The 19,404-nt window shown below is 49.2% G+C and carries 13 protein-coding genes; 6 read left to right on the top strand and 7 right to left on the bottom strand.

Going from position 1 to position 19,404, the window contains the following annotated elements:
* Positions 1–16: 16 nt before the first annotated feature.
* Complete coding sequence (locus ACIQ1A_RS09785) at positions 17–4,009, bottom strand: CHAT domain-containing protein (protein WP_395770885.1); 3,993 nt, start codon at positions 4,007–4,009, stop codon at positions 17–19.
* Positions 4,010–4,074: 65 nt separating this feature from the next.
* Positions 4,075–5,184, bottom strand: coding sequence for a DUF6538 domain-containing protein (locus ACIQ1A_RS09780; protein ID WP_395770884.1), 1,110 nt, complete (start codon positions 5,182–5,184; stop codon positions 4,075–4,077).
* Between the two features lie 387 nt (positions 5,185–5,571).
* On the opposite strand from ACIQ1A_RS09780, the gene ACIQ1A_RS09775 reads away from it, so the two are divergent.
* The 3 genes from ACIQ1A_RS09775 to ACIQ1A_RS09765 all read left to right on the top strand — a co-directional run bounded on the left by ACIQ1A_RS09775 (position 5,572) and on the right by ACIQ1A_RS09765 (position 8,875).
* Positions 5,572–7,212, top strand: a complete 1,641-nt coding sequence (locus ACIQ1A_RS09775; protein WP_395770883.1) for an energy transducer TonB — start codon at positions 5,572–5,574, stop codon at positions 7,210–7,212.
* 346 nt (positions 7,213–7,558) lie between these two features.
* Positions 7,559–8,368: a hypothetical protein gene (locus ACIQ1A_RS09770; RefSeq protein WP_395770882.1), complete on the top strand. Its 810-nt coding sequence runs from the start codon at positions 7,559–7,561 to the stop codon at positions 8,366–8,368.
* A gap of 48 nt (positions 8,369–8,416) precedes the next feature.
* Positions 8,417–8,875, top strand: coding sequence for a hypothetical protein (locus ACIQ1A_RS09765; protein ID WP_395770881.1), 459 nt, complete (start codon positions 8,417–8,419; stop codon positions 8,873–8,875).
* A gap of 297 nt (positions 8,876–9,172) precedes the next feature.
* On the opposite strand, the gene serS is transcribed toward ACIQ1A_RS09765, so the two are convergent.
* From serS to ACIQ1A_RS09740, 5 genes are all read right to left on the bottom strand, one after another.
* A complete protein-coding gene (serS, locus tag ACIQ1A_RS09760) occupies positions 9,173–10,453 on the bottom strand; it encodes a serine--tRNA ligase (RefSeq protein WP_395770880.1) in 1,281 nt (426 codons plus the stop codon).
* A 101-nt stretch (positions 10,454–10,554) separates the two neighbouring features.
* Positions 10,555–11,868, bottom strand: coding sequence for a replication-associated recombination protein A (locus ACIQ1A_RS09755; protein WP_395770879.1), 1,314 nt, complete (start codon positions 11,866–11,868; stop codon positions 10,555–10,557).
* On the bottom strand, positions 11,865–13,403 hold the full coding sequence (locus tag ACIQ1A_RS09750) for an AbgT family transporter (protein WP_395770878.1): 1,539 nt from the start codon (positions 13,401–13,403) through the stop codon (positions 11,865–11,867). The genes ACIQ1A_RS09755 and ACIQ1A_RS09750 overlap by 4 nt, the downstream gene beginning before the upstream one ends.
* Before the next feature lie 15 nt (positions 13,404–13,418).
* Entirely contained in the window at positions 13,419–14,033 is a 615-nt protein-coding gene (gene lolA, locus ACIQ1A_RS09745; RefSeq protein WP_395770877.1) for an outer membrane lipoprotein chaperone LolA, read from the bottom strand.
* A gap of 1 nt (position 14,034) precedes the next feature.
* Positions 14,035–16,362: a DNA translocase FtsK gene (locus tag ACIQ1A_RS09740; protein ID WP_395770904.1), complete on the bottom strand. Its 2,328-nt coding sequence runs from the start codon at positions 16,360–16,362 to the stop codon at positions 14,035–14,037.
* Positions 16,363–16,514: 152 nt separating this feature from the next.
* Here ACIQ1A_RS09740 and trxB point away from each other — a divergent pair, with 152 nt between their 5' ends.
* Genes trxB through aat form a run of 3 tightly spaced genes read left to right on the top strand, consistent with a single transcriptional unit; the run spans position 16,515 to position 19,359 of the window.
* Positions 16,515–17,468: a thioredoxin-disulfide reductase gene (gene trxB / locus ACIQ1A_RS09735; RefSeq protein ID WP_395770876.1), complete on the top strand. Its 954-nt coding sequence runs from the start codon at positions 16,515–16,517 to the stop codon at positions 17,466–17,468.
* A 26-nt stretch (positions 17,469–17,494) separates the two neighbouring features.
* Positions 17,495–18,610: a GNAT family N-acetyltransferase gene (locus ACIQ1A_RS09730; RefSeq protein WP_395770875.1), complete on the top strand. Its 1,116-nt coding sequence runs from the start codon at positions 17,495–17,497 to the stop codon at positions 18,608–18,610.
* Positions 18,607–19,359 carry a leucyl/phenylalanyl-tRNA--protein transferase gene (gene aat, locus ACIQ1A_RS09725; protein WP_395770874.1) on the top strand — a complete coding sequence of 251 codons (753 nt, stop codon included), beginning with the start codon at positions 18,607–18,609 and terminating at the stop codon, positions 19,357–19,359. Before ACIQ1A_RS09730 ends, aat begins: the two co-directional genes overlap by 4 nt.
* The last annotated feature ends 45 nt before the right edge of the window (positions 19,360–19,404 follow it).

Here is a 19,404-nt window from a genome sequence, read left to right as displayed (position 1 = left end):
ATGCTCCAAATTGTACTTAGTGAAAATATTTACTGCTTATGACTTCGATTCCGTCGTGGTTACTACATAAAGCTTTTGTGTAGTTTCCACCTGTGACCACAACTGGAAAATTACATAAACTACGATTAACTGTAATCCATGAATTACTCTCATTGCTATAAAAATATAACTCTTCAAAAATAGTAAATGATAATTTATTATCCTCTTTATTTGCCATCTCGTATATCTGCTTGGTCCTAAATAATAATACCTTACTATTCGAATCAGACTTAACACCTATAACGGGCTCAATGAAGACTGAGGGTATAGGTTGCATATTTACTATTTTACTAGCCTCTTCTACAGTTTTAATGTTCTGAATGACATCATTATTTTTAGAAACTTGATCAAGTAAAGGCTGGATGTTTACATTAACCAGAGAAGAAAACAAATTCAAACAATTATGGCCTTTGTATAAAGTTATGTTGTCATCATATTTATCGGGCTGCATATGATAAGCATAGCCTGGCAAATCATAGATTCCCATAGGTTTTAGATCGTTAGAGAAAACAGATAAATTAACGAAATCTACAATTCCACAAGAAATCTTAAATTCAATGTCGCCAATAGTTGACTCTACTGACTTCAAAGGCTTATCTAAAATTATAGTACTAACTACAGATATTCGACTTCCATCCCTGGACTTTATAAGTCGTGAGGTTGCATTCTTGAGCGCAAACTGTGAATTTGATTGGGATGTATTTACGCAATTATCGAGCGAAACCTTAAGTATGTAATTTGTAGTAACTTCAGTCTCTATTTTGTACAACAAATAGATGCTATCTCCCATTACAGCAAATTCAATTGGCATTTTTGGCAGATAATCAATCTTACAGAGTTCGAGTAATTGACTTTTGTTTAGCATCCCAACAATTATCTCTTTTCCCATGTCTTTGAGATAATATGAATTATGATTATTACTCGCCAGCAAATAGCCACCTTCTGAAATTATCTCAAATTTATCATTCTTCATGCTCGAATAAAGTGCTTGCTTTAGATCTTTATTATCGTATACAGATAAATATTGATAGTCTCCAGATGCCGCACTACTAATTAGTCTTTTATTTGGAATCACTTGGACAATAAGATCATCTTGTAACTTTTTATTATTTAAGCTTTTGGGTTCATATACACCACTAACGATAAAAGCTGCCCACAAAGCTGGATGTGATGACTCAGAATTGATCATATCAATTTGAGCTAGCCTCATTGCTTCTGGCGAATCCATGCCTTTGCTCAAGTATTTAGAAAAATTAATCATCAGATTTTGAGTTGAAATCGAATCTACCTGCCATAAACTGGCTATCACGCTCTCTGACCCTTTCATTTGATATGAGTTGGAAAGCGACGAAATCTGTGAGTAGTTAATATTTAACTCAGGCCTTGCTGAATTGCATGTTGATAGAATAACTAGGCGTGGTGCGCCATATGTCTTGAAAAGTGAATTTACATCAATTAAACCCGAATCTTCATAGGGCGTTAAAACAATTGATGGCGAGATTGCTTCATAGACTTCCCCAGACATAACAGCATGGGTTGCAATAGTAAGGATTTCTACATCATTATAATTTTGAGAGTAAAACTCTTTTGTATTTGCCGATTTTCCAAAAAGTAATTTATGTTTACCTGGAATATTAGATGCAAATTTGACTGCCTCGATCTGAGTCTCTGGCAGCATAGCTAGATTACTAACTGAAGCTCCCGACCCACCCCTTATAACTAACGCATATTCATCTGATTGTGATGATTGTGTAAATTGAGGGTTTGCAAATGCTAAATAGTTTGTACTTCTTGGAGATATGAATTTAGAACTATCATCTTTATTTGCGCGAAAAACTTGATACTCTTTGACTGTATCAAAAACTATAATTGATGCGTCTTCAATAATAAAGCGATTGTTTAATCCTTTTTTATACTTAAATAAAGTGTATGGAATATTTGCAACCTGCGGCCCGGTAAGCATAAATACTTTTTTATATTTCGAAAAATCAGTATTTCCGAATAATACATTAGACGAGTAAAGCAATTTGCTATTAATTTCTTCGGCTTTTATTTTGTGAATATCACCACTAACAATTAGATTGTTTAGATCATTGACGTAACGATTATCTGAATTATTAACTTTAATTGATGCCCCGATTTTAGAAACAAAAAGCACGTATTGAATTCCATCTGCATATGACGAAAGCATAATAAGCTCATCTGGATGAATGCTCTTCTGCAAGTCCTCAATGCTGCCAACTTTCAAAATATTCCGGCCAGATATATAGAGCCAGTTATTTTCCATTTCAGATAAAGCCGTTATAAATGGGCCAATAAACTCCCTGGATGTTTTACTGTCATTACCTGATATCTTAGATTTGGCGTATGACTTATTAAAAAAGTCATAATATGATTTATATAAACTTTCTTTGTATGAAGCTCTTGCAACTACATATTGCTTTGAAGCTATTGAATTCATTTCGTCATCAAATGAAGCAGATAGTGACCTAGATATGACTAACTCACTATTTCGCAATTCATATATTGAATTCACTACTACATAAATATAATTATCCGTAACAGGTGATTTATAGCCTAATTCTTCAAACCGATTTATTACATATAACGACAGAATTCTATCTGTCTTTATACCCTTTCGTCCTGAGTTTATGCTATCTGCACTTTTGTTTCTTAGACGCAAATATGTTTCGGCTGTATGTATTAAATTTTTAATTTCACAAGCAGAATCCTCATCAAACCTACATGCCAGTGCTTTTAAGATACTAACTGAGAGCTCAAAATCAAGATAAGAAATACCATCATCTTTGAAGTTTAATTTTAGCCCTTCAAGATAATTAATTTGTGTTTGTAGATTTGATCTATTGAGATTATTTTTATCACCTGCAATAATTGATGTCAGCGCGAACGCTGCCAGGGATGCATTTGATACTGGCACTTTTTCAAGCTGCTTTATTGAATTACCATCTATTACAGCTTTATTTATTATGATTTTTTCCAAAATTGAATATGCATAGAAGCTGGTCTTTCGATACTCCAGCATGGAGCCTTTCGGTATTTCAATACTATCGAATATTTTAGATATCTCAGATCTTATTTCTATTTCTTCACTTTCAGTTAGCAGTCCAGAATCTAGTACTGATCCGTATATTATTGCTAGCGCATAAGGATTAATTTTTTCGGATATGTTTATATTATGTATTTTTTTAAATGATCTTTTAATTTCAATAAAATATCTAATATCATCCAGATCATTAAACATCTGCGCAGATAAATCTAAAAGCTCTGCATAATGCCATTGTGTTATCAAATCATTTAAATCATTTTCGACCATTAATGCTCTAGCAATTCGTAATTGCTGAATAGCATCTTTTGTTTTAAATTTACTATTATTTCGGCCTGCCAAAGCTAAATGATGAAGCGCAGCGTATTTTGATTGTATTCCTAAACCAACAACTTCATTATCAATATCAGCATCCCAAGACCCGGCGATATCTGCAAAGTAATAATTATAAAGCTCGTCATATGCACTGAATCTATGAAATTTTTGTACACCAACGTCTGAAATTTTATCTGAATTTTGATTTTTAAAGTAAGAATCTAAGTTTGATTCAAGATTCTCTCTATATTTGGAATATATTCTATTAAAACAATCTAAGTCTTGCATCATTAAACATAAATCAATTGCAATTCCAATAAGTTCAAATTCTTGATCAGAATTATTTGATTGCTTTATTCTTTCTTCTGCTTTACTTAAGGCTTGAATGCCTTTTCCTGCTAATAATAGGCTTTCGATACTTTTAGGTAAGTCAGAGTGTGGCGCAACACTTTCTAAATTCATATTATTACTTGAATTAATTGATGTTGATTTTGCTAATTCATTTTCTACTTCATTCAGAGTGGCCGCATTTGATTGGCTTATTAAACCTGAAACAAGACTGAATACAAACAAACAATGATCGAATTTCATACGCCACCTCGATTATTAGCTTTAATAAATATATATTATTTAAAATCATATATACATTGTTCTTACTAAACATAAGAATAATTCTTAGTTTTAGAATTATGAGTAATAGGCCAAATATTCGGAATTAAGTTAATTGCTATCTTTTTTTGATCATAACTTGGCCCTCCTGAATATAGGCCATAACTCATAGTCTGGATTTTATGGCCTACTATTGCTGCCGTAATGTTTTCAGGTGCACCTCCTTGCTCTAAAAAGGTTATGAATGATGACCGCAGTGAGTGAAAGGTTTGTCCCTCCTTTCGTATGGATCGGGTCAACCTGCCAAAGCGCTTACTGAGAGCATCCGAACTGTCTTTAAACTCCCAATCCCCTCCAAAAACAGAGAAGATCTGTGGATGCAAGGGAACCTCCCTTACCCCTGCCCCTGTCTTACTCTCTTTGATGATAAGAGACTGCCTATCCTTATTGAGGCATATATCCTGGCGTTTTAGATTCACTACCTCATTGATCCGACAACCTGTATAGGCCGCTATTAGGCAGGCACGGTATACCTCTTTATCCTTTCCGTTCTTAAGCTTGGTAAGGAGCCTTTGCAGCTCCGCAGCGGTATAGGGGATATTGGCTTGTCTGCCTTTGAACTTTCTTCGAACTGGGGGCAACACAGGCCAATCCAATTGGACTACATCCGTAGCTTTCAAGAACATCCAAAAGCTCCTAATTGAGCCCTGTATCCTCACTCTACTCTTACCCTGCTCCTCAGCCTTGTTGAGATAGGCCATAAGGCTGGGCTTATCTAGGGCAAGTCCGGCATCTAGGGCTTTACGGACATCCTGCTCCAGGCCCTTAATCGTTTTCGGTTTTAGCCCTTGTCTCCCGAGAGACATTATCCAGGGATCTATATGGGTATGAATTGAAGACAGTGATACATTAGATTTAGCTGAATTAGTTGAAATAGACGGCCTTGGTAATACCTGAAGTGCTTCACTTTCAACAGGAGATAACTTACCCTGCCTCTTCCAGGCATCCACGATCGGTATGACGAGGCGCACAGCCTGTCTGTAGCTGTCTGTTTTGAGAGTTTGTCGCAGCCTAGTCTTCCCATACAAGGGAATGAGTCGCTTTGGGACTTTCCAAGATGCGTAGTAAGTGCCCCTTACTATCTCCAAATTGAACATATTTACCCCAATAAATACATCACCTGAAAAATGACATATTTACTGGTATATTATTGTTTTATAGGTAGTTTAAATGCGGAAAGGGTTCGAATCCCACTCTCTCCGCCATTTTTTTATGGCTTTTAAAACAATAACTTAAAAGCAATTACACCGCCTAATTAGGTCAATTTACCCCAACTTTTACCCCAATGTCCAGGCCTGTTTTCGGGCCTGCCTCATAGGCTGTGGGATTCTCTCTAACCACGGATTAACCCAGTCACACCGCAGCGCATTACGCTGCCACCGTGTTCCCGGGGGCTCGCACCCACGGCAATCATCTTGATTGGATTATTTTTCATCAGTTATATATTCTTAATACTATGTAATTAGCTGAACGAAGGCAGCCTTATGTCTGGTTATGTTAAACACTTAACCTTTGCTAGAAATATCAACACAGCGCCGAAGTGGTCTTTGTTGATATTGCTCATCTTTGCGGCTCTGCTTTCAGCCTGCAGCGGCAGTCCAGACAATCCAGATGTCACGACCGAGCAGTTTTCTGCTTGTCGTGCAGGAGACAGCGATAAGTATAGCGATGAGTGCGAGGGGAAGACAGTAACCTTGACTGCTATTGTCAACCATTATTCGAGCGATGGCGTACGCATGAGTATACGCACCCGTTGTGATAGCAAGGATGAGCTATTCAGTGTCGATGCAGCAAATCTCGACTTAAAATATTCTGAAAAATATAAAGACAAGTGCGTGAAGGTATTTACTGAAATAGGGCCTGAAAACACCATTTACCCTGACATAAATGTCAAAGAAACCATCTGGGTGGAATCAGCTAAAGAATTCGTAGCTCGTAAAGATCACGAAAAATTTATTACAGGCGGCTGGAAAACAAAAGAAGAGTATGAAAGCGCAAAGGAGCAAGGGTACCATAGCCGTAGCGACTGGCTGGCCGAGATGCAGAGAAAGCGTGTAGAGTTTTTAGCCAATGCGGACTGGGAACAAATGCAGCAATGGCCAGCAGCCATGTCAGGCTTTTCTTTCAGCATGTCAGAGGTAGAAAATGGATGTGAAAAATTGATTGAAGCCAAATGGTCAGATTACAAGAAACGTACTATACGACGCGCTTACCCAACTATATATAACGCAACGACTCAGTCAGTTTATATGTTCATGTTTAATGAGGAAATTGATCAACGTGAAGTTTACGTGAACCGACTTTGGCCGGTCTGGCGCAGCAAGAAATCTCCAAATCACTATCTTTTCTATTCACCTATAACCAGATTTAGTTTGTGGGAAATTAGCAATGACGGAAACGTGCGAAGAGGTGTTTTACAACGTGATGGAAAGATTTTTGGTTCCTCTGAAAATCTATTTGAAATGGCTGACATTATGAATAAGGTTCGTCCTAACATCGAGCCGACCGAATTTTACAGGTATGGAATCATGCCAGATGAGCCAGAAGCAGGATACTCGGTGTTACGAAAATGCGACCGAAAATATTATCAGACAATTGAAAATCTTTCGTTTCCTCTAAGAGAGAAAGGAAGTTTTGGACGCTTGCATTTTACTATTAACCAGGCGTTGAATAATTCAATTTCTGATGCGAGCACCGTCCACACAAAAAGCCTAAACAGAATGGATTTACGAACTCAGCAAACTGATTCACCCAATATTGCTCGCCCTAAGAACCAAAGCAGTGGAAATACTCTCGCCCAGAAAAATTTACCTCAAAGTGTTTCTCAGGCACGTGCTGCTCGAGCTAAAGGCATAAGCCGATGGGCTGCGCGTATTCAGGAGAACTATCCCACCAGAGCACTTCGTGATGAAATTCAGGGTTCAGTTGGCGTGCGGGTTACCGTCACTGCCGAAGGGCGCGCAGTTGCCTGCTCGATCACAGAATCAAGCGGCTTTGACATTTTAGATCAGGCGGCGTGCGAATCTATGGAGCGTTACGCTCGCTTTGAGCCGGCATTGGATTATGATGGCTATCCAACTACAGGTAACTATTCGCAGCGTATTACTTATCGCTTGAGTGATTAAATTAGACTAAGCGCTGTCGTTTTATTGTGGGAATGGCCGCCACTTGAACACCAAGGACAACATCTTCCACTCTCTCCGCCATTTTTTATGGCTTTTAAAAAAATAACTTAAAAGCAATTACACCACCTAATTAAGTCAATTTACCCCACCTTTTACCCCAAGTCCAGGCCTCGTTTCAGGCCTGTCTCATAGGCTGTGGGATTCTCTCTATCTACGGATTATCCCGATCACACCGCAGCGCGATGCCTTTCAAAAGTGTTCCCCAGGGGGCTAACACTCACGATAACTTGACATTTCGGAATGCCCAGATTTATATATATAAACCAGCTAAACGTATGGGAATGACATGAAGAATCTTCGGATAATCTTAATAGCATCAGTTTGTATCTTTTCTGTGATCTTAATTGCATGGGTAAAAGAAGGTTATCGACTGAGTGGCTACGATACAAAGGCACAGATGGAAGCCGCAGAGATTGGCGGATTCTCTGATAAGGACACCTTCCTTGCTGCAAAAAAAGTAGAAATAAGCACTGCCGAAGAGTGGGAACGGTTTCTGGCAGACATGCAGAAGGCAGGCTTCGGAGAACCTGAGGATTTCTTGACTGCCCGTAAATTAGGTATATCTACTTTAAATGAGTGGACGGACTTTAACAGCTCTATGGCCAAGGCAGGGTTCGAAAATCCGAAAGATTATAAAGAGTTTCGCGGGAGCAGCTTCCAGTCCAGGACCGAATTCTATGAAGCGAGGCGATTAGGTGCAAGCAATAGGATTCAATTACTTGGAAAATTGGCAGACGAGAAATTTCAAGATATTGAAATCGGATCTGATGAGTTTATTGGCTTTTGTAGCATGTACATTGCTAAAGCTTACGAGATAATCAAACAAAAATATGGAAATAATGAATCTGCCAATCAAGCGCTCGGCATACTAACAATTATGATGTTTAGGTATGGAGGTAATCTTGCAACATTTACAGGAAATTCTGATCAAGGAAAGGAATTAGCGGCATGGATGGATATGGGAGAAAAAAGTGCAGTTGCCAGTTTCGAAGATGAGTTAAATAATATTCAAAAGACAGGATCGGTATCTGGAAGCTTCAAAAAATGTATGGAAAATTCCCCCGCAGTGCCTAATCAGATTATGAAAAGGTTGTAATGTCAATCTTTTTAACATTTCAACCATACTAACCTGCCGGAGGCATTCATGTGGATCGGACTCCTCGTCATCGTCGTGGTCGCATGCACGGCTTTTTATTTCCTGAAACCCGTCCCCTCGGGTAAATCCAAAACTGCCGGCATCCTGACTCTGGCCGATATACCGGCAAAGGTGCCCAATCCGTCACGTTATGCCGGCATCATGTCCGTAGTGGCTTGGGAGTTTCTCGCGCCAAACCTGGGTACGGCCTGCACTTTCGCCCGTAACCACAACCGCATCCGGATGTCGGCGAGAGACTGCTCCCCCCTGCCATTGGCGGACTGCGCCTCAAAAACCTGCGAGTGCCAATACCGGCCCATCATTGATGGTCGCTGGAGACAACGCCGCCAGGATAGCGACCGCCGGACCGCATACCGCATGCAAAAGGACCGCAAAGCACCAGATCGCCGCAGAATGTCCGACCGCCGCAGGGAAAATATCGGCTGGGATGACGAGCATCTGCGATGAAACCTGGCGATTCATTCATCATTCAGCTTTATCAAGACCTCATCAGCCTGCGTTCAGGGTGTCTGAATCACAATGCAATGACTCTCTCTGAGTAGATTTATCTCCTTTTAGGTCATTACATGCCTGCGCCAGACTCCGTCTGGCGTTTTTTTTCGTCAAAAAAGCCCGACATCCTGTCAGGCTTTTCCGGTCGATGCATTCAGAGAGAGTTGAATTTCCGCATCCCCGGCCGTGCGGTACGTCCACAGAGGCATTCTGCGCTTTTTTCGTGCCGTGACTACATGAATTTTTCGGGGGTCAGCCGATTTGCGCCTTACCGCGCATATAGGGCTGAAGAACGGCCGGAACTCGGATGCTGCCATCGGAATTCTGGTAGTTTTCCATGACCGCCACCAGACAACGTCCGACAGCGACACCGGACCCGTTGAGGGTATGCACCAGCTCCGGCTTGCCGGTTTCCGGGTTGCGCCAACGTGCCTGCATACGGCGCGCCTGGAAAGCCTCGCAGTTCGAAATCGAACTGATTTCGCGATAGGCATTCTGGCCTGGCAGCCAGACCTCCAGATCGTGTGTTTTGGTGGCACTGAAGCCCATATCGCCGGTACACAGAAGCAACCGGCGATAGGCCAGCCCCAGCTTTTCCAAAATCGCCTCGGCATGAAGTGTCATCGCCTCATGTACCGCATAGCTTTCCTGCGGACGGGCGATGGCCACCAATTCGACCTTTTCGAACTGATGCTGGCGGATCATGCCGCGCACATCACGGCCATAGCTGCCGGCTTCGGCGCGGAAACACTGGGTGTGCGCGGTCAGCCACATCGGCAGGCTGGCGTCATCGACGATTTCATCGCGGACCAGATTGGTCAAGGTGACTTCGGATGTCGGAATCAGGTAGCGTTTGCTGTCTCCGACCTGGGTGCTGAACAGATCTTCCTCAAATTTCGGCAGTTGCCCGGTGCCAAGCATGCTTTCGGCATTCACAATCAACGGCGTGTTGTGCTCGACATAGCCGTGCTCGTTGCTGTGAGTATCCAGCATGAATTGCGCCAAAGCACGATGCAGCTGTGCCAGCTCACCACGCAGAACGGTAAACCGGGATCCGGAGAGCTTGACTCCTGCACCGGCATCCAGCCAGCCGTGACGCTCACCGAGGGCAACATGGTCCTTGACCTCGAAATCGAATGCCGGCGGCTGCCCGACCTTCTTGAGTTCGACATTGTCGTGTTCATCACGGCCTTGGGGAACGCTCTCATTGGGAATGTTCGGTACGACCGCCATGGCCGCTTGCATGTCATGCATGAGCGCATCCAAGGCCTGCTCGGAGGCCTTGAGTTCATCGCCGTAAGCGGCGACTTCCGCCATCAGGGCTGCAACATCTTCGCCCTTGGCTTTGGCTTGTCCGATTGCCTTGGACCTTGTGTTTCGAAGATTCTGCAGCTCCTGAGTACGGCTTTGAAGCCGTTTGCGCTCGGATTCGAAGTGTTCAAAACGGGCGACATCGAGACCGAAACCGCGAAGGCGCTGCAGTTTTTGGGCCGTTTCCGGCAGATGGCTGCGGAAAAGAATCGGGTCTAACATCGGTCGGTATCCGGAAATAATCAAATCGGACGTTAATTATCGCGCTGAAATCCTTGTTCTGCAAGGAGTTTCTTGTTTTTGGCGTTGCGTGATAAGGCCATTCACGGGGAGGAATGCTTTTTTCGCAATTCCCGGATTCGAGCCAACTTTTCCGCAATTTTCAACTCGGCACCCTGCGCCACCGGCTGGTAGTAGATCTGCTCTCCCATGGCGTCGGGAAAGCCGGTCTGGGCATAATCAATTCCCCCTTCCACATCCGGATCATAGGAATAGTTCTTGCCGTAACCCAGCCCCTTCATCAAGGAGGTCGGAGCGTTTCGGAAATGCAGCGGCACATCCAGACTGCCGGTTTCATGAATAGCGCGCTTGGCACGGTTGTAGGCCATGTAGGCGGCATTGGATTTAGCCGCAACGGAGAGATACAACACACATTCTGCCAATGCCAGCTCGCCCTCCGGCGCGCCCAGACGATCGAATGCATCCCAGGCCTGCAGGGCGATGCCAATGGCGCGGGGATCGGCAAGACCGATGTCCTCAACCGCCATGCGGGTCAGCCGCCGCGCCACATAGCCCGGATCGCAGCCCCCGTCGATCATGCGCGTGAACCAATACAGCGCGGCATCCGGATTGGAGTTGCGAACAGACTTGTGCAGGGCGGAAATCTGGTCATAAAACTGGTCACCGCCCTTGTCGAAACGGCGCGTGCGGTCGGCCAATACCTGCTGAAGAACCAAATCGGTGACTTCGCCCTGCTCCGTGCCAGCTACCTCTGCCGCGATTTCAAGCAGCGTTAGTGCGCGCCGGACATCACCGTCAGACGCCTGCGCGATGCTGCGCATCTGGCTCTCGGAAATTATAGTGCCGCCATTCAGACCTCTGTCGGGGTCGATCAGCGCCTGACGTAGCGCGGTTTCGATGGCTTCAACCGACACCGCATCCATGACATGAACCCGGCAACGTGAAAGCAAGGCCGAATTAAGCTCGAAACTTGGATTCTCGGTGGTTGCCCCGATAAACACGATACTGCCTTTCTCGATATACGGCAGAAAGGCATCCTGCTGGACTTTATTGAAGCGATGCACCTCATCGACGAACAGCACGGTCGGCTCGCCACGCAGAAAATGCTGCTCGGCCTCGGCCAGCACCTTGCGGACTTCGGGCAGACCGGACATCACCGCCGAAATCGAAATGAATCGCGCTTTGGCATAGTGTGCGACCAGCAACGCCAATGTGGTCTTGCCGCAGCCCGGAGGCCCCCAGAGAATCATCGAATGGATGCGGCCGGACTCAATGGCTTTGCGCAGGGCCGCATCCTCGGACAGCAGACGGTCCTGGCCGACCATGTCGGCCAGTCGTCGGGGCCGCATCCGCTCAGCCAAGGGCTGCAAGGCGGCATTGGCGAACAGGTCACTCATCCTGCTTTCGGATATACCAGACCCGCACCCGGGCCGAGATCCCAGCCCATGAACACCCACAAGGCGAAAAGAACGGACCAGCCAATAAAGAAGGTAATCGAGTACGGAATCATGGTTGCCACCACCGTTCCGATACCCGCCTTCGGTTCATAGCGCTGCAGGAAGGCAATAATCAGCGCGAAGTAGCTCATCATCGGCGAAATGATGTTGGTCACTGAATCGCCAACGCGATACGCCGTCTGGGTCACTTCAGGCGAGTACCCCAAAAGCATGAACATCGGCACGAACACCGGGGCCATCAATGCCCATTTGGCCGAAGCCGAGCCCATGGCGAGGTTTACCGAAGCGGTCAGGAGGATGAATCCGAGCAGAAGCGGTATTTTCGGCAGACCGAGCGCTTTCAGGAATTCCGCGCCCTCTACCGCGAAAATCAGACCAAGCTGCGTCCAATTGAAAAGCGCTACGAACTGCGCTGCAAAGAACACCAAAACAAGATAACTGGCAAGTGTCGCCATCGAGGCCGACATGCCCTTGATGACGTCATTGTCGCTTTTGATGGTTCCCGCGCCGACGCCGTAAGCAATGCCGATCAATGCGCCGGCAAAGAAAATAAGCGCCACGATGCCATGCAGAAAAGGGGCCAGCGCTTTAAGGAGATCCGGCTCACCGGGAATCCGCAGCATGCCATTTTGCGGAATTGTCGCCAGAAGAACCAATGCCGTCAGAGCTATCGTTGCAATGCCCGCCCAGAGCAATCCACGCTTTTCGGATGCGGAAAGCGCCTCAATGCGTTCATCACCTTTGCCATATTGACCGTCCGGAAAACGACGGGCGACGATTTTTTCGGTAACAAACCAACCCAACAGCGTGATGATTGGTGTTGAAACCTGCATGAAGTACATATTGGCCGCCGGGCTTACTGTATATGCCGGATCGACAATCCGCGCCGCTTCCTGCGATAAGCCCGATAGCAGCGGATCGATGGTGCCGAGCAGCAGATTGGCGGAGTACCCGCCGGAAACACCGGCGAAGGCGGCGGCAATGCCTAGGATGGGATGCCGGCCGGCAGCGACAAACAGCAGTCCCGACAAGGGCACAAGCAGAACATAACCGATTTCGCTGGCCATGTTCGACATGACGCCGGCAAAGACGATAATCGGGGTCAGAAGAAAGCGCGGGGCATTGAGCACGACAATCCTGAGACAGGCACCGATGAATCCGGAATGCTCGGCCACGCCGATGCCGATCAAAGCCACCAGGACCGTCCCCAGCGGAGCAAAGCCGGTGAAGTTGCTGACCAAGCCGCCCATGATGCGCTGAAGGCCGTCGGCACTGAGCAAATTGACCGGTGTAACCAGCTCGCCGGTCTTGGGGTGTGCTACCGAGAAGTCGAATTGGCTGGCAAACCAGCTGGCAATGACAACGAATACCGTGAGCAGGAAAAACAAGGTAGCGGGATGCGGCAGCAGATTTCCGGCCTTCTCGACGATTCCGAGAAAACGATCGACGGGGCTTTGGCGGATGGAATCATTCATGCAAAATCTCCTGGATTACTGAACTTCTTCGACGCCCTTCGGTGTCGTAAAGCGGAACTTGTTATCGGCGATGGCGGCATTTCGTTTCCAGCTGCCGAAACGGAATTCCGAGACCTGTCCGAGGTTATCGAACAAGCGCATGCTTCTGAGGCCATTGCCATCGAAACCGAGCAAAGCTTTATCAAAAGGCGAGCTTTCCGGACGTTTCGGAACGAGTTGCAACCAGCGAATACCCCGCTGCTCAGGCAACTCAGTAAGCTTGTAAAATCGCTCCAATGCTTCCGGCGATGACAAGGCGCTCAGCGGGTTGTCCTGATTCAATGCGTCCTGTGGCTTGACAGTAACCTGTTTCAGATCAGGCTCGTAGACCCATATCTTGGTGCCGTCGGCCACAATGAGCTGGTCGTTTGGTTTGCTGTACTCCCAGCGGAATCGATTGGGCGACTTCATCTGCAAAAGCCCCTGAGCAGACTGGACATTCTCCCCATTCGGCCCGGTCACCACCTGCTGGAATGTCGCCGATGCCGTTTTCAGGCCACTGGCAAAGACGTTCAGCTGTTGACGCGCGGTCTGCGCCTGAACGGGAAAGGCGATCACGAACAGCAGGATTATCAACAGTCTTTGACGCATATCAACCCTTGACCGGAGGCGGCGCCAACACCGATCGATCACCATTGTGTTCCGGCCTGGAGACAACCCCGGCTGCCTCCATGGCTTCAACCAGACGTGCGGCGCGGTTATAGCCGATTTTAAGACGGCGTTGTACGCCGGAAATCGAGGCTCGGCGGGATTCCGTGACGATTTTGACGGCCTCATCGTAAAGCGGATCGGATTCATCCCCGTTGCTGCTGGCTTCCGGCAGACCGGTGGCACCGACCACCACACCATCGCCCATCATCTGCACTTCTTCGAGAACTCCCGGAATGTACTCTGTGCCGCTGCCATGCTGCTTGAGATGCTCGACCACCCGGTGCACTTCCTCATCACTGACGAAGGCCCCGTGGATGCGCTCCGGCAGCGACGTGCCAGGCGGCATGTACAGCATATCGCCATGACCGAGCAGGGTCTCGGCACCGGATTGATCCAGAATGGTTCTGGAGTCGATCTTGCTGGACACCTGGAAGGCGATGCGGGTCGGGATGTTGGCCTTGATCAGACCGGTGATGACATCCACGGAAGGCCGCTGCGTTGCCAGAATCAGATGAATACCCGAGGCACGCGCCTTCTGTGCAAGGCGGGCAATCAATTCTTCGACTTTCTTGCCGACGATCATCATCATGTCGGCAAATTCATCGATGATGACCACGATGTAGGGCAAGGCCTCGAGTGGACGCGCCTCGATGCCAAGCTCAGGATTGGGTTTGAACAGCGGATCCATAATCGGCTGTCCGGCATCGATGGCATCCTGTACCTTGCGGTTGAAACCGGCTAGATTACGGACCCCGACCGCGCTCATCAGCTTGTAACGGCGTTCCATTTCGGCCACGCACCAGCGCAGGCCGTTGGCAGCCTCCTTCATGTCGGTCACCACCGGCGCCAGCAGATGCGGGATGCCCTGGTAAACCGACAGTTCGAGCATTTTCGGATCGATCATCAGCATGCGCACGTCCTTGGCGCTGGCCTTGTAAAGCAGGCTGAGCACCATGGCATTGACTGCCACGGACTTACCGGAGCCTGTGGTACCGGCTACAAGTAAATGCGGCATGCGCGCCAGATCGGCAACGCTCGGACGGCCACCGATATCCTTGCCGAGTGCGATGGTCAGCGGGCTGTTGGATTTATCGTATTCCTTCGAGCGCAGCAGTTCTGAAAGATAGATCATTTCACGCTGGGTATTCGGGATTTCCAGGCCGACCACCGATTTTCCGGGAATGACATCGACCACACGTACCGATTTCACTGAAAGTCCGCGCGCGATGTCCTTGTCGAGCGAAGAAATCTGGCTGCCCTTCACCCCCGGCGCCGGCTCCATTTCGAAACGGGTGACCACCGGTCCCGGATAGGCACCGACCACCTGAACATCGATCCGGAAATCCTTGAGCTTGAATTCAATCTGACGTGAAAGGGTTTCCAGCGTTTCTTCGGAATAGCCTTTGGCCTGCGGCCTGGGATCATCCAGCAGCGACAGTGGCGGAATCTCGCTGACGCCACCGGCATTGAACAGGGGAATTTGCTGTTCGCGTTCGGCACGATCGCTTTTTTCGACCAGCGTCGGCGCCGGCGCGGCGATTTTGATCGGTTCGCGTTTGGCGCGGCGTTCGCTCTCGTTTTTACGGACCTCTTCGCGCTCGGAGCGGATGGCGCGGGTGCGGCTCCATTCCGCCGCCTGATCGGTCTTTGCCGAGAAACGGCCGATCAAAGCCAACACACCGGCACCGATCCAATCCATGACCACGAACCAGGACAGACCCGTTGCCAGCGTGACCGACAGCAGGAATACGGTCAGAAGGAATAGATTTCCGCCCATGCCACCGAACAGCATGCCCATGCTTCTGCCGACCATATCGCCGATAAAGCCGCCGGACTGTGCCGGCAGGGCCGGTGCCGGACCGCCGATGAGATGGCACAGGCCGGTGCCGCTGACCAGAAAACCGACAATACCGAGCAACCGAAGCGCCGGCCCGAAATCGACCCTTCCATCGCCGTCACTGTCCATACCGAACAGTCCGATATAAGCGACACCGGTCAGTACCAAGGGTACGGTGTAGGCCATATATCCGAACAACCAGAAGCTGATATCGGCCAGATAGGCTCCGACCAATCCGCCGATGTTATGCACAGAACCGTCCAAGCTACCGGTGCGCGACCAGCCCGGATCCTGCGTGGAATAGGTGACCAGACTGGCCAACAGGTAAAGCAGAATCGGAGCAATGGCGACCAGTGCCAGTTCTTTCCACAACTTCTGGCGCTGCTGGTCCGGCGATGATGCGTTTTTAACGGTGGTTCTGGCCACAGGCAGATTACCCGAATGCAATTGACTCTAGTTTAACGGTTAAAACATAGGATTGCGCGGCTTTCGAGCCGGACCGGAGGCTTTTTTGCATCCGGTACAGGCTTGATAAATCGCGGTGCAAGCCCCAAGCTATGAGTCTGTCCAAATCGGTTTTTGCCATGTCCTCCCCCAAACACTGCCAACTGCTCATTCTCGGATCCGGTCCAGCCGGCTATACCGCCGCCGTCTATGCAGCGCGGGCCAATCTGAAACCCGTGCTGGTGACGGGGCTGCAGCAAGGCGGCCAATTGATGACCACCACCGAAGTGGATAACTGGCCCGGTGATGCCCACGGCCTGATGGGCCCGGACCTGATGACGCGCATGCAGGCGCATGCCGAACGCTTCGAAACCGAAATCATCTTCGATCACATTCATACCGCCGACCTGTCCGAACGGCCTTTCAAGCTCAAGGGCGACTCGGGGGAATACCATTGCGATGCCCTGATTATTACCACCGGCGCCAGCGCCAAGTACCTCGGCATCCCCTCCGAACAGAAATTCATGGGTAAAGGTGTCTCGGCCTGCGCCACCTGCGACGGATTCTTCTTCCGCGACCAGGATGTGGCGGTCATCGGCGGTGGTAATACCGCCGTGGAAGAAGCGCTTTACCTGTCGAACATCGCGCGTAAGGTCTATCTGGTTCACCGTCGCGACCGCCTGCGCTCGGAAAAAATCCTGCAGGATAAATTGTTCGCCAAGGCCCAGGCCGGCAAAGTCGAAATCATATGGAACCATGCCGTGGATGAAGTGCTCGGCGACGAGACGGGCGTTACCGGAATGCGCATCAAGGATGTGCATAGCGGCGAATTGCGCGAAATCGACCTGCAAGGCTTTTTTGTGGCCATTGGCCACACCCCGAACACCTCCCTGTTCGAAGGCCAAATGGATATGCGCAACGGCTACCTGAGCATCAAATCCGGACTGGAAGGCGGGGCCACCGCAACCTCGGTACCCGGCGTATTCGCTGCCGGCGATGTCGCCGATCAGGTCTACCGGCAAGCCATCACCTCGGCAGGATTTGGCTGCATGGCGGCGCTTGATGCCGAGAAATTCCTCGACAAAGAAGCCTGATCCGGGCCGCTGGAGAGGCGGCGACGATGACCGGATTCCGCATATGTTCGGCGCTTTCCGGAATCCCATCCACACAGTGGGATGCCCTGCATGACGGCAGCAATCCGTTTCTGCGGCACGCCTTTCTGGAAGGGCTTGAAAGCACCGGCTGCCTCCGTGCGGACTGGGGTTGGCGGCCGCAACACCCGACACTGTGGCGCGGTAACACCTTGGTGGCCGCGGCTCCGGGCTACCTGAAGGACAACTCACACGGCGAATTCGTTTTTGATCACGCCTGGGCGAACGCCTATGCGCGCTATGGCCTCGATTATTATCCGAAATGGCTTATTGGCATTCCCTACAGCCCGGTCACCGGACCCCGCATGATGGCGCCGGATGACGACATACGCCGTCTTCTGCTCGATGAAATGATTGCCGAAACCGAGCGCAGCGGCTGGTCTTCATTGCATGTGAATTTCTTACCGGAAAGGGAGGTCGGCGCATTTTCCCCGGAATGGCTGGCGCGCGGCGATATTCAATTCCACTGGCGCAACCGGGGATGGAAGGACTTTCCGGAATTCCTCGGGGCCTTGCAGCCGAAAAAGCGCAAGAACATCCGCCAGGAACGCGCGAAAGTCCAAGATGCGGGTTATCGTTTCCGACAGTTGCATGGCGATGAACTGGGCAAAAGCGAACTTGAGGCCATGTATGCCTTCTATGCACGTACTTTCGATGCCTACGGCAATGCCGCGGCGCTGACCCTGGATTTTTTCCGGCATCTCGCCAACACCATGCCGAGACAAATCATGTTCGTACTGGCCGAACGCGAGGGCAGCATCCGTGCTGGCGCGCTTTTTCTGCGCGGCGGCGATACGCTTTACGGACGCTATTGGGGCAGCGATGAGCAGAGCCCTGGTCTGCATTTTGAAACCTGTTATTACCAAGGCATTGATTATTGTCTGCGCGAAGGACTGACCTCTTTCGAGCCCGGCGCACAGGGTGAACACAAGATCGCCCGCGGCTTTCTGCCGACACCGACCCATAGCCGGCATTGGATCGCCGACACACGCTTTCGCCCTGCCCTGCAGGCCTGGTGCGCCGCTGAAAAGAACGCACAGGCGGAGTATGCGCTGCAGTTGCAACAAGCATCCCCCTACGCATGAGCCCTATCCGCATACCACAGCTTTCGGAACATGCGCCCGGGTGTTTTCCACCGGTAAGCCGAGCACTGAGCAATCCCGATGGGCTGTTGGCCTGGGGCGGCGGATTGGGTCCGGAATGGCTGATTCCGGCCTACCGGCAAGGGATTTTTCCCTGGTACAATCCCGGCGAGCCGATTCTGTGGTGGTCTCCAGAAATGCGCTACGGATTCGCACCCGGCTCCGTCCATCTCGGCCACAGTCGTCGTCGGCAATTGCGGAAAACGAGCTGGTCAATTCGCGCCGACACGGCGTTTGGGGACGTCATCCGGGCCTGTGCAGATGCACCGCGCGCCGGTCAATCGGGCACGTGGATTGGCGATGACATGATCGCGGCCTACAGCCAGTTGCACGCCTTGGGCATCGGTCACAGCATCGAGGTCTTTGATGGCGAGACCTTGATTGGCGGGCTATATGGCTTGACGCTGGGGCGTGTCTTCTTTGCCGAAAGCATGTTCAGCCACTGCAGTCAGGCATCGGCGGCCGCCCTGTTTGCACTGAGTGAAACCCTGAGTGGATGGCGATGGTCATGGCTTGATGCGCAGATGGAAAACCCGCATCTAAGGCTTCTGGGCGGACAACGCTTGGATCGGACGGACTATCTCGGACTGCTGGCCCGTGATGCCGCAGAAAACGGGGTCACAGCAGGCTGGACCGCCCATTTTCCGGGTCTGGAAATCAACGATTATCTGGCCAAAACCCGCTTGGCATAGGGCTTTTCTTTGCACTTCATGGCCAAACCTGTCAAAATAGTGCCT

Origin of the sequence: Arenimonas sp. (assembly GCF_044353605.1) — a bacterium.
Classification (GTDB): Bacteria; Pseudomonadota; Gammaproteobacteria; order Xanthomonadales; family Xanthomonadaceae; genus Arenimonas.
Note: the sequence above shows the minus strand (reverse complement) of the source record. Positions and strands in the feature narration are given on the sequence as shown.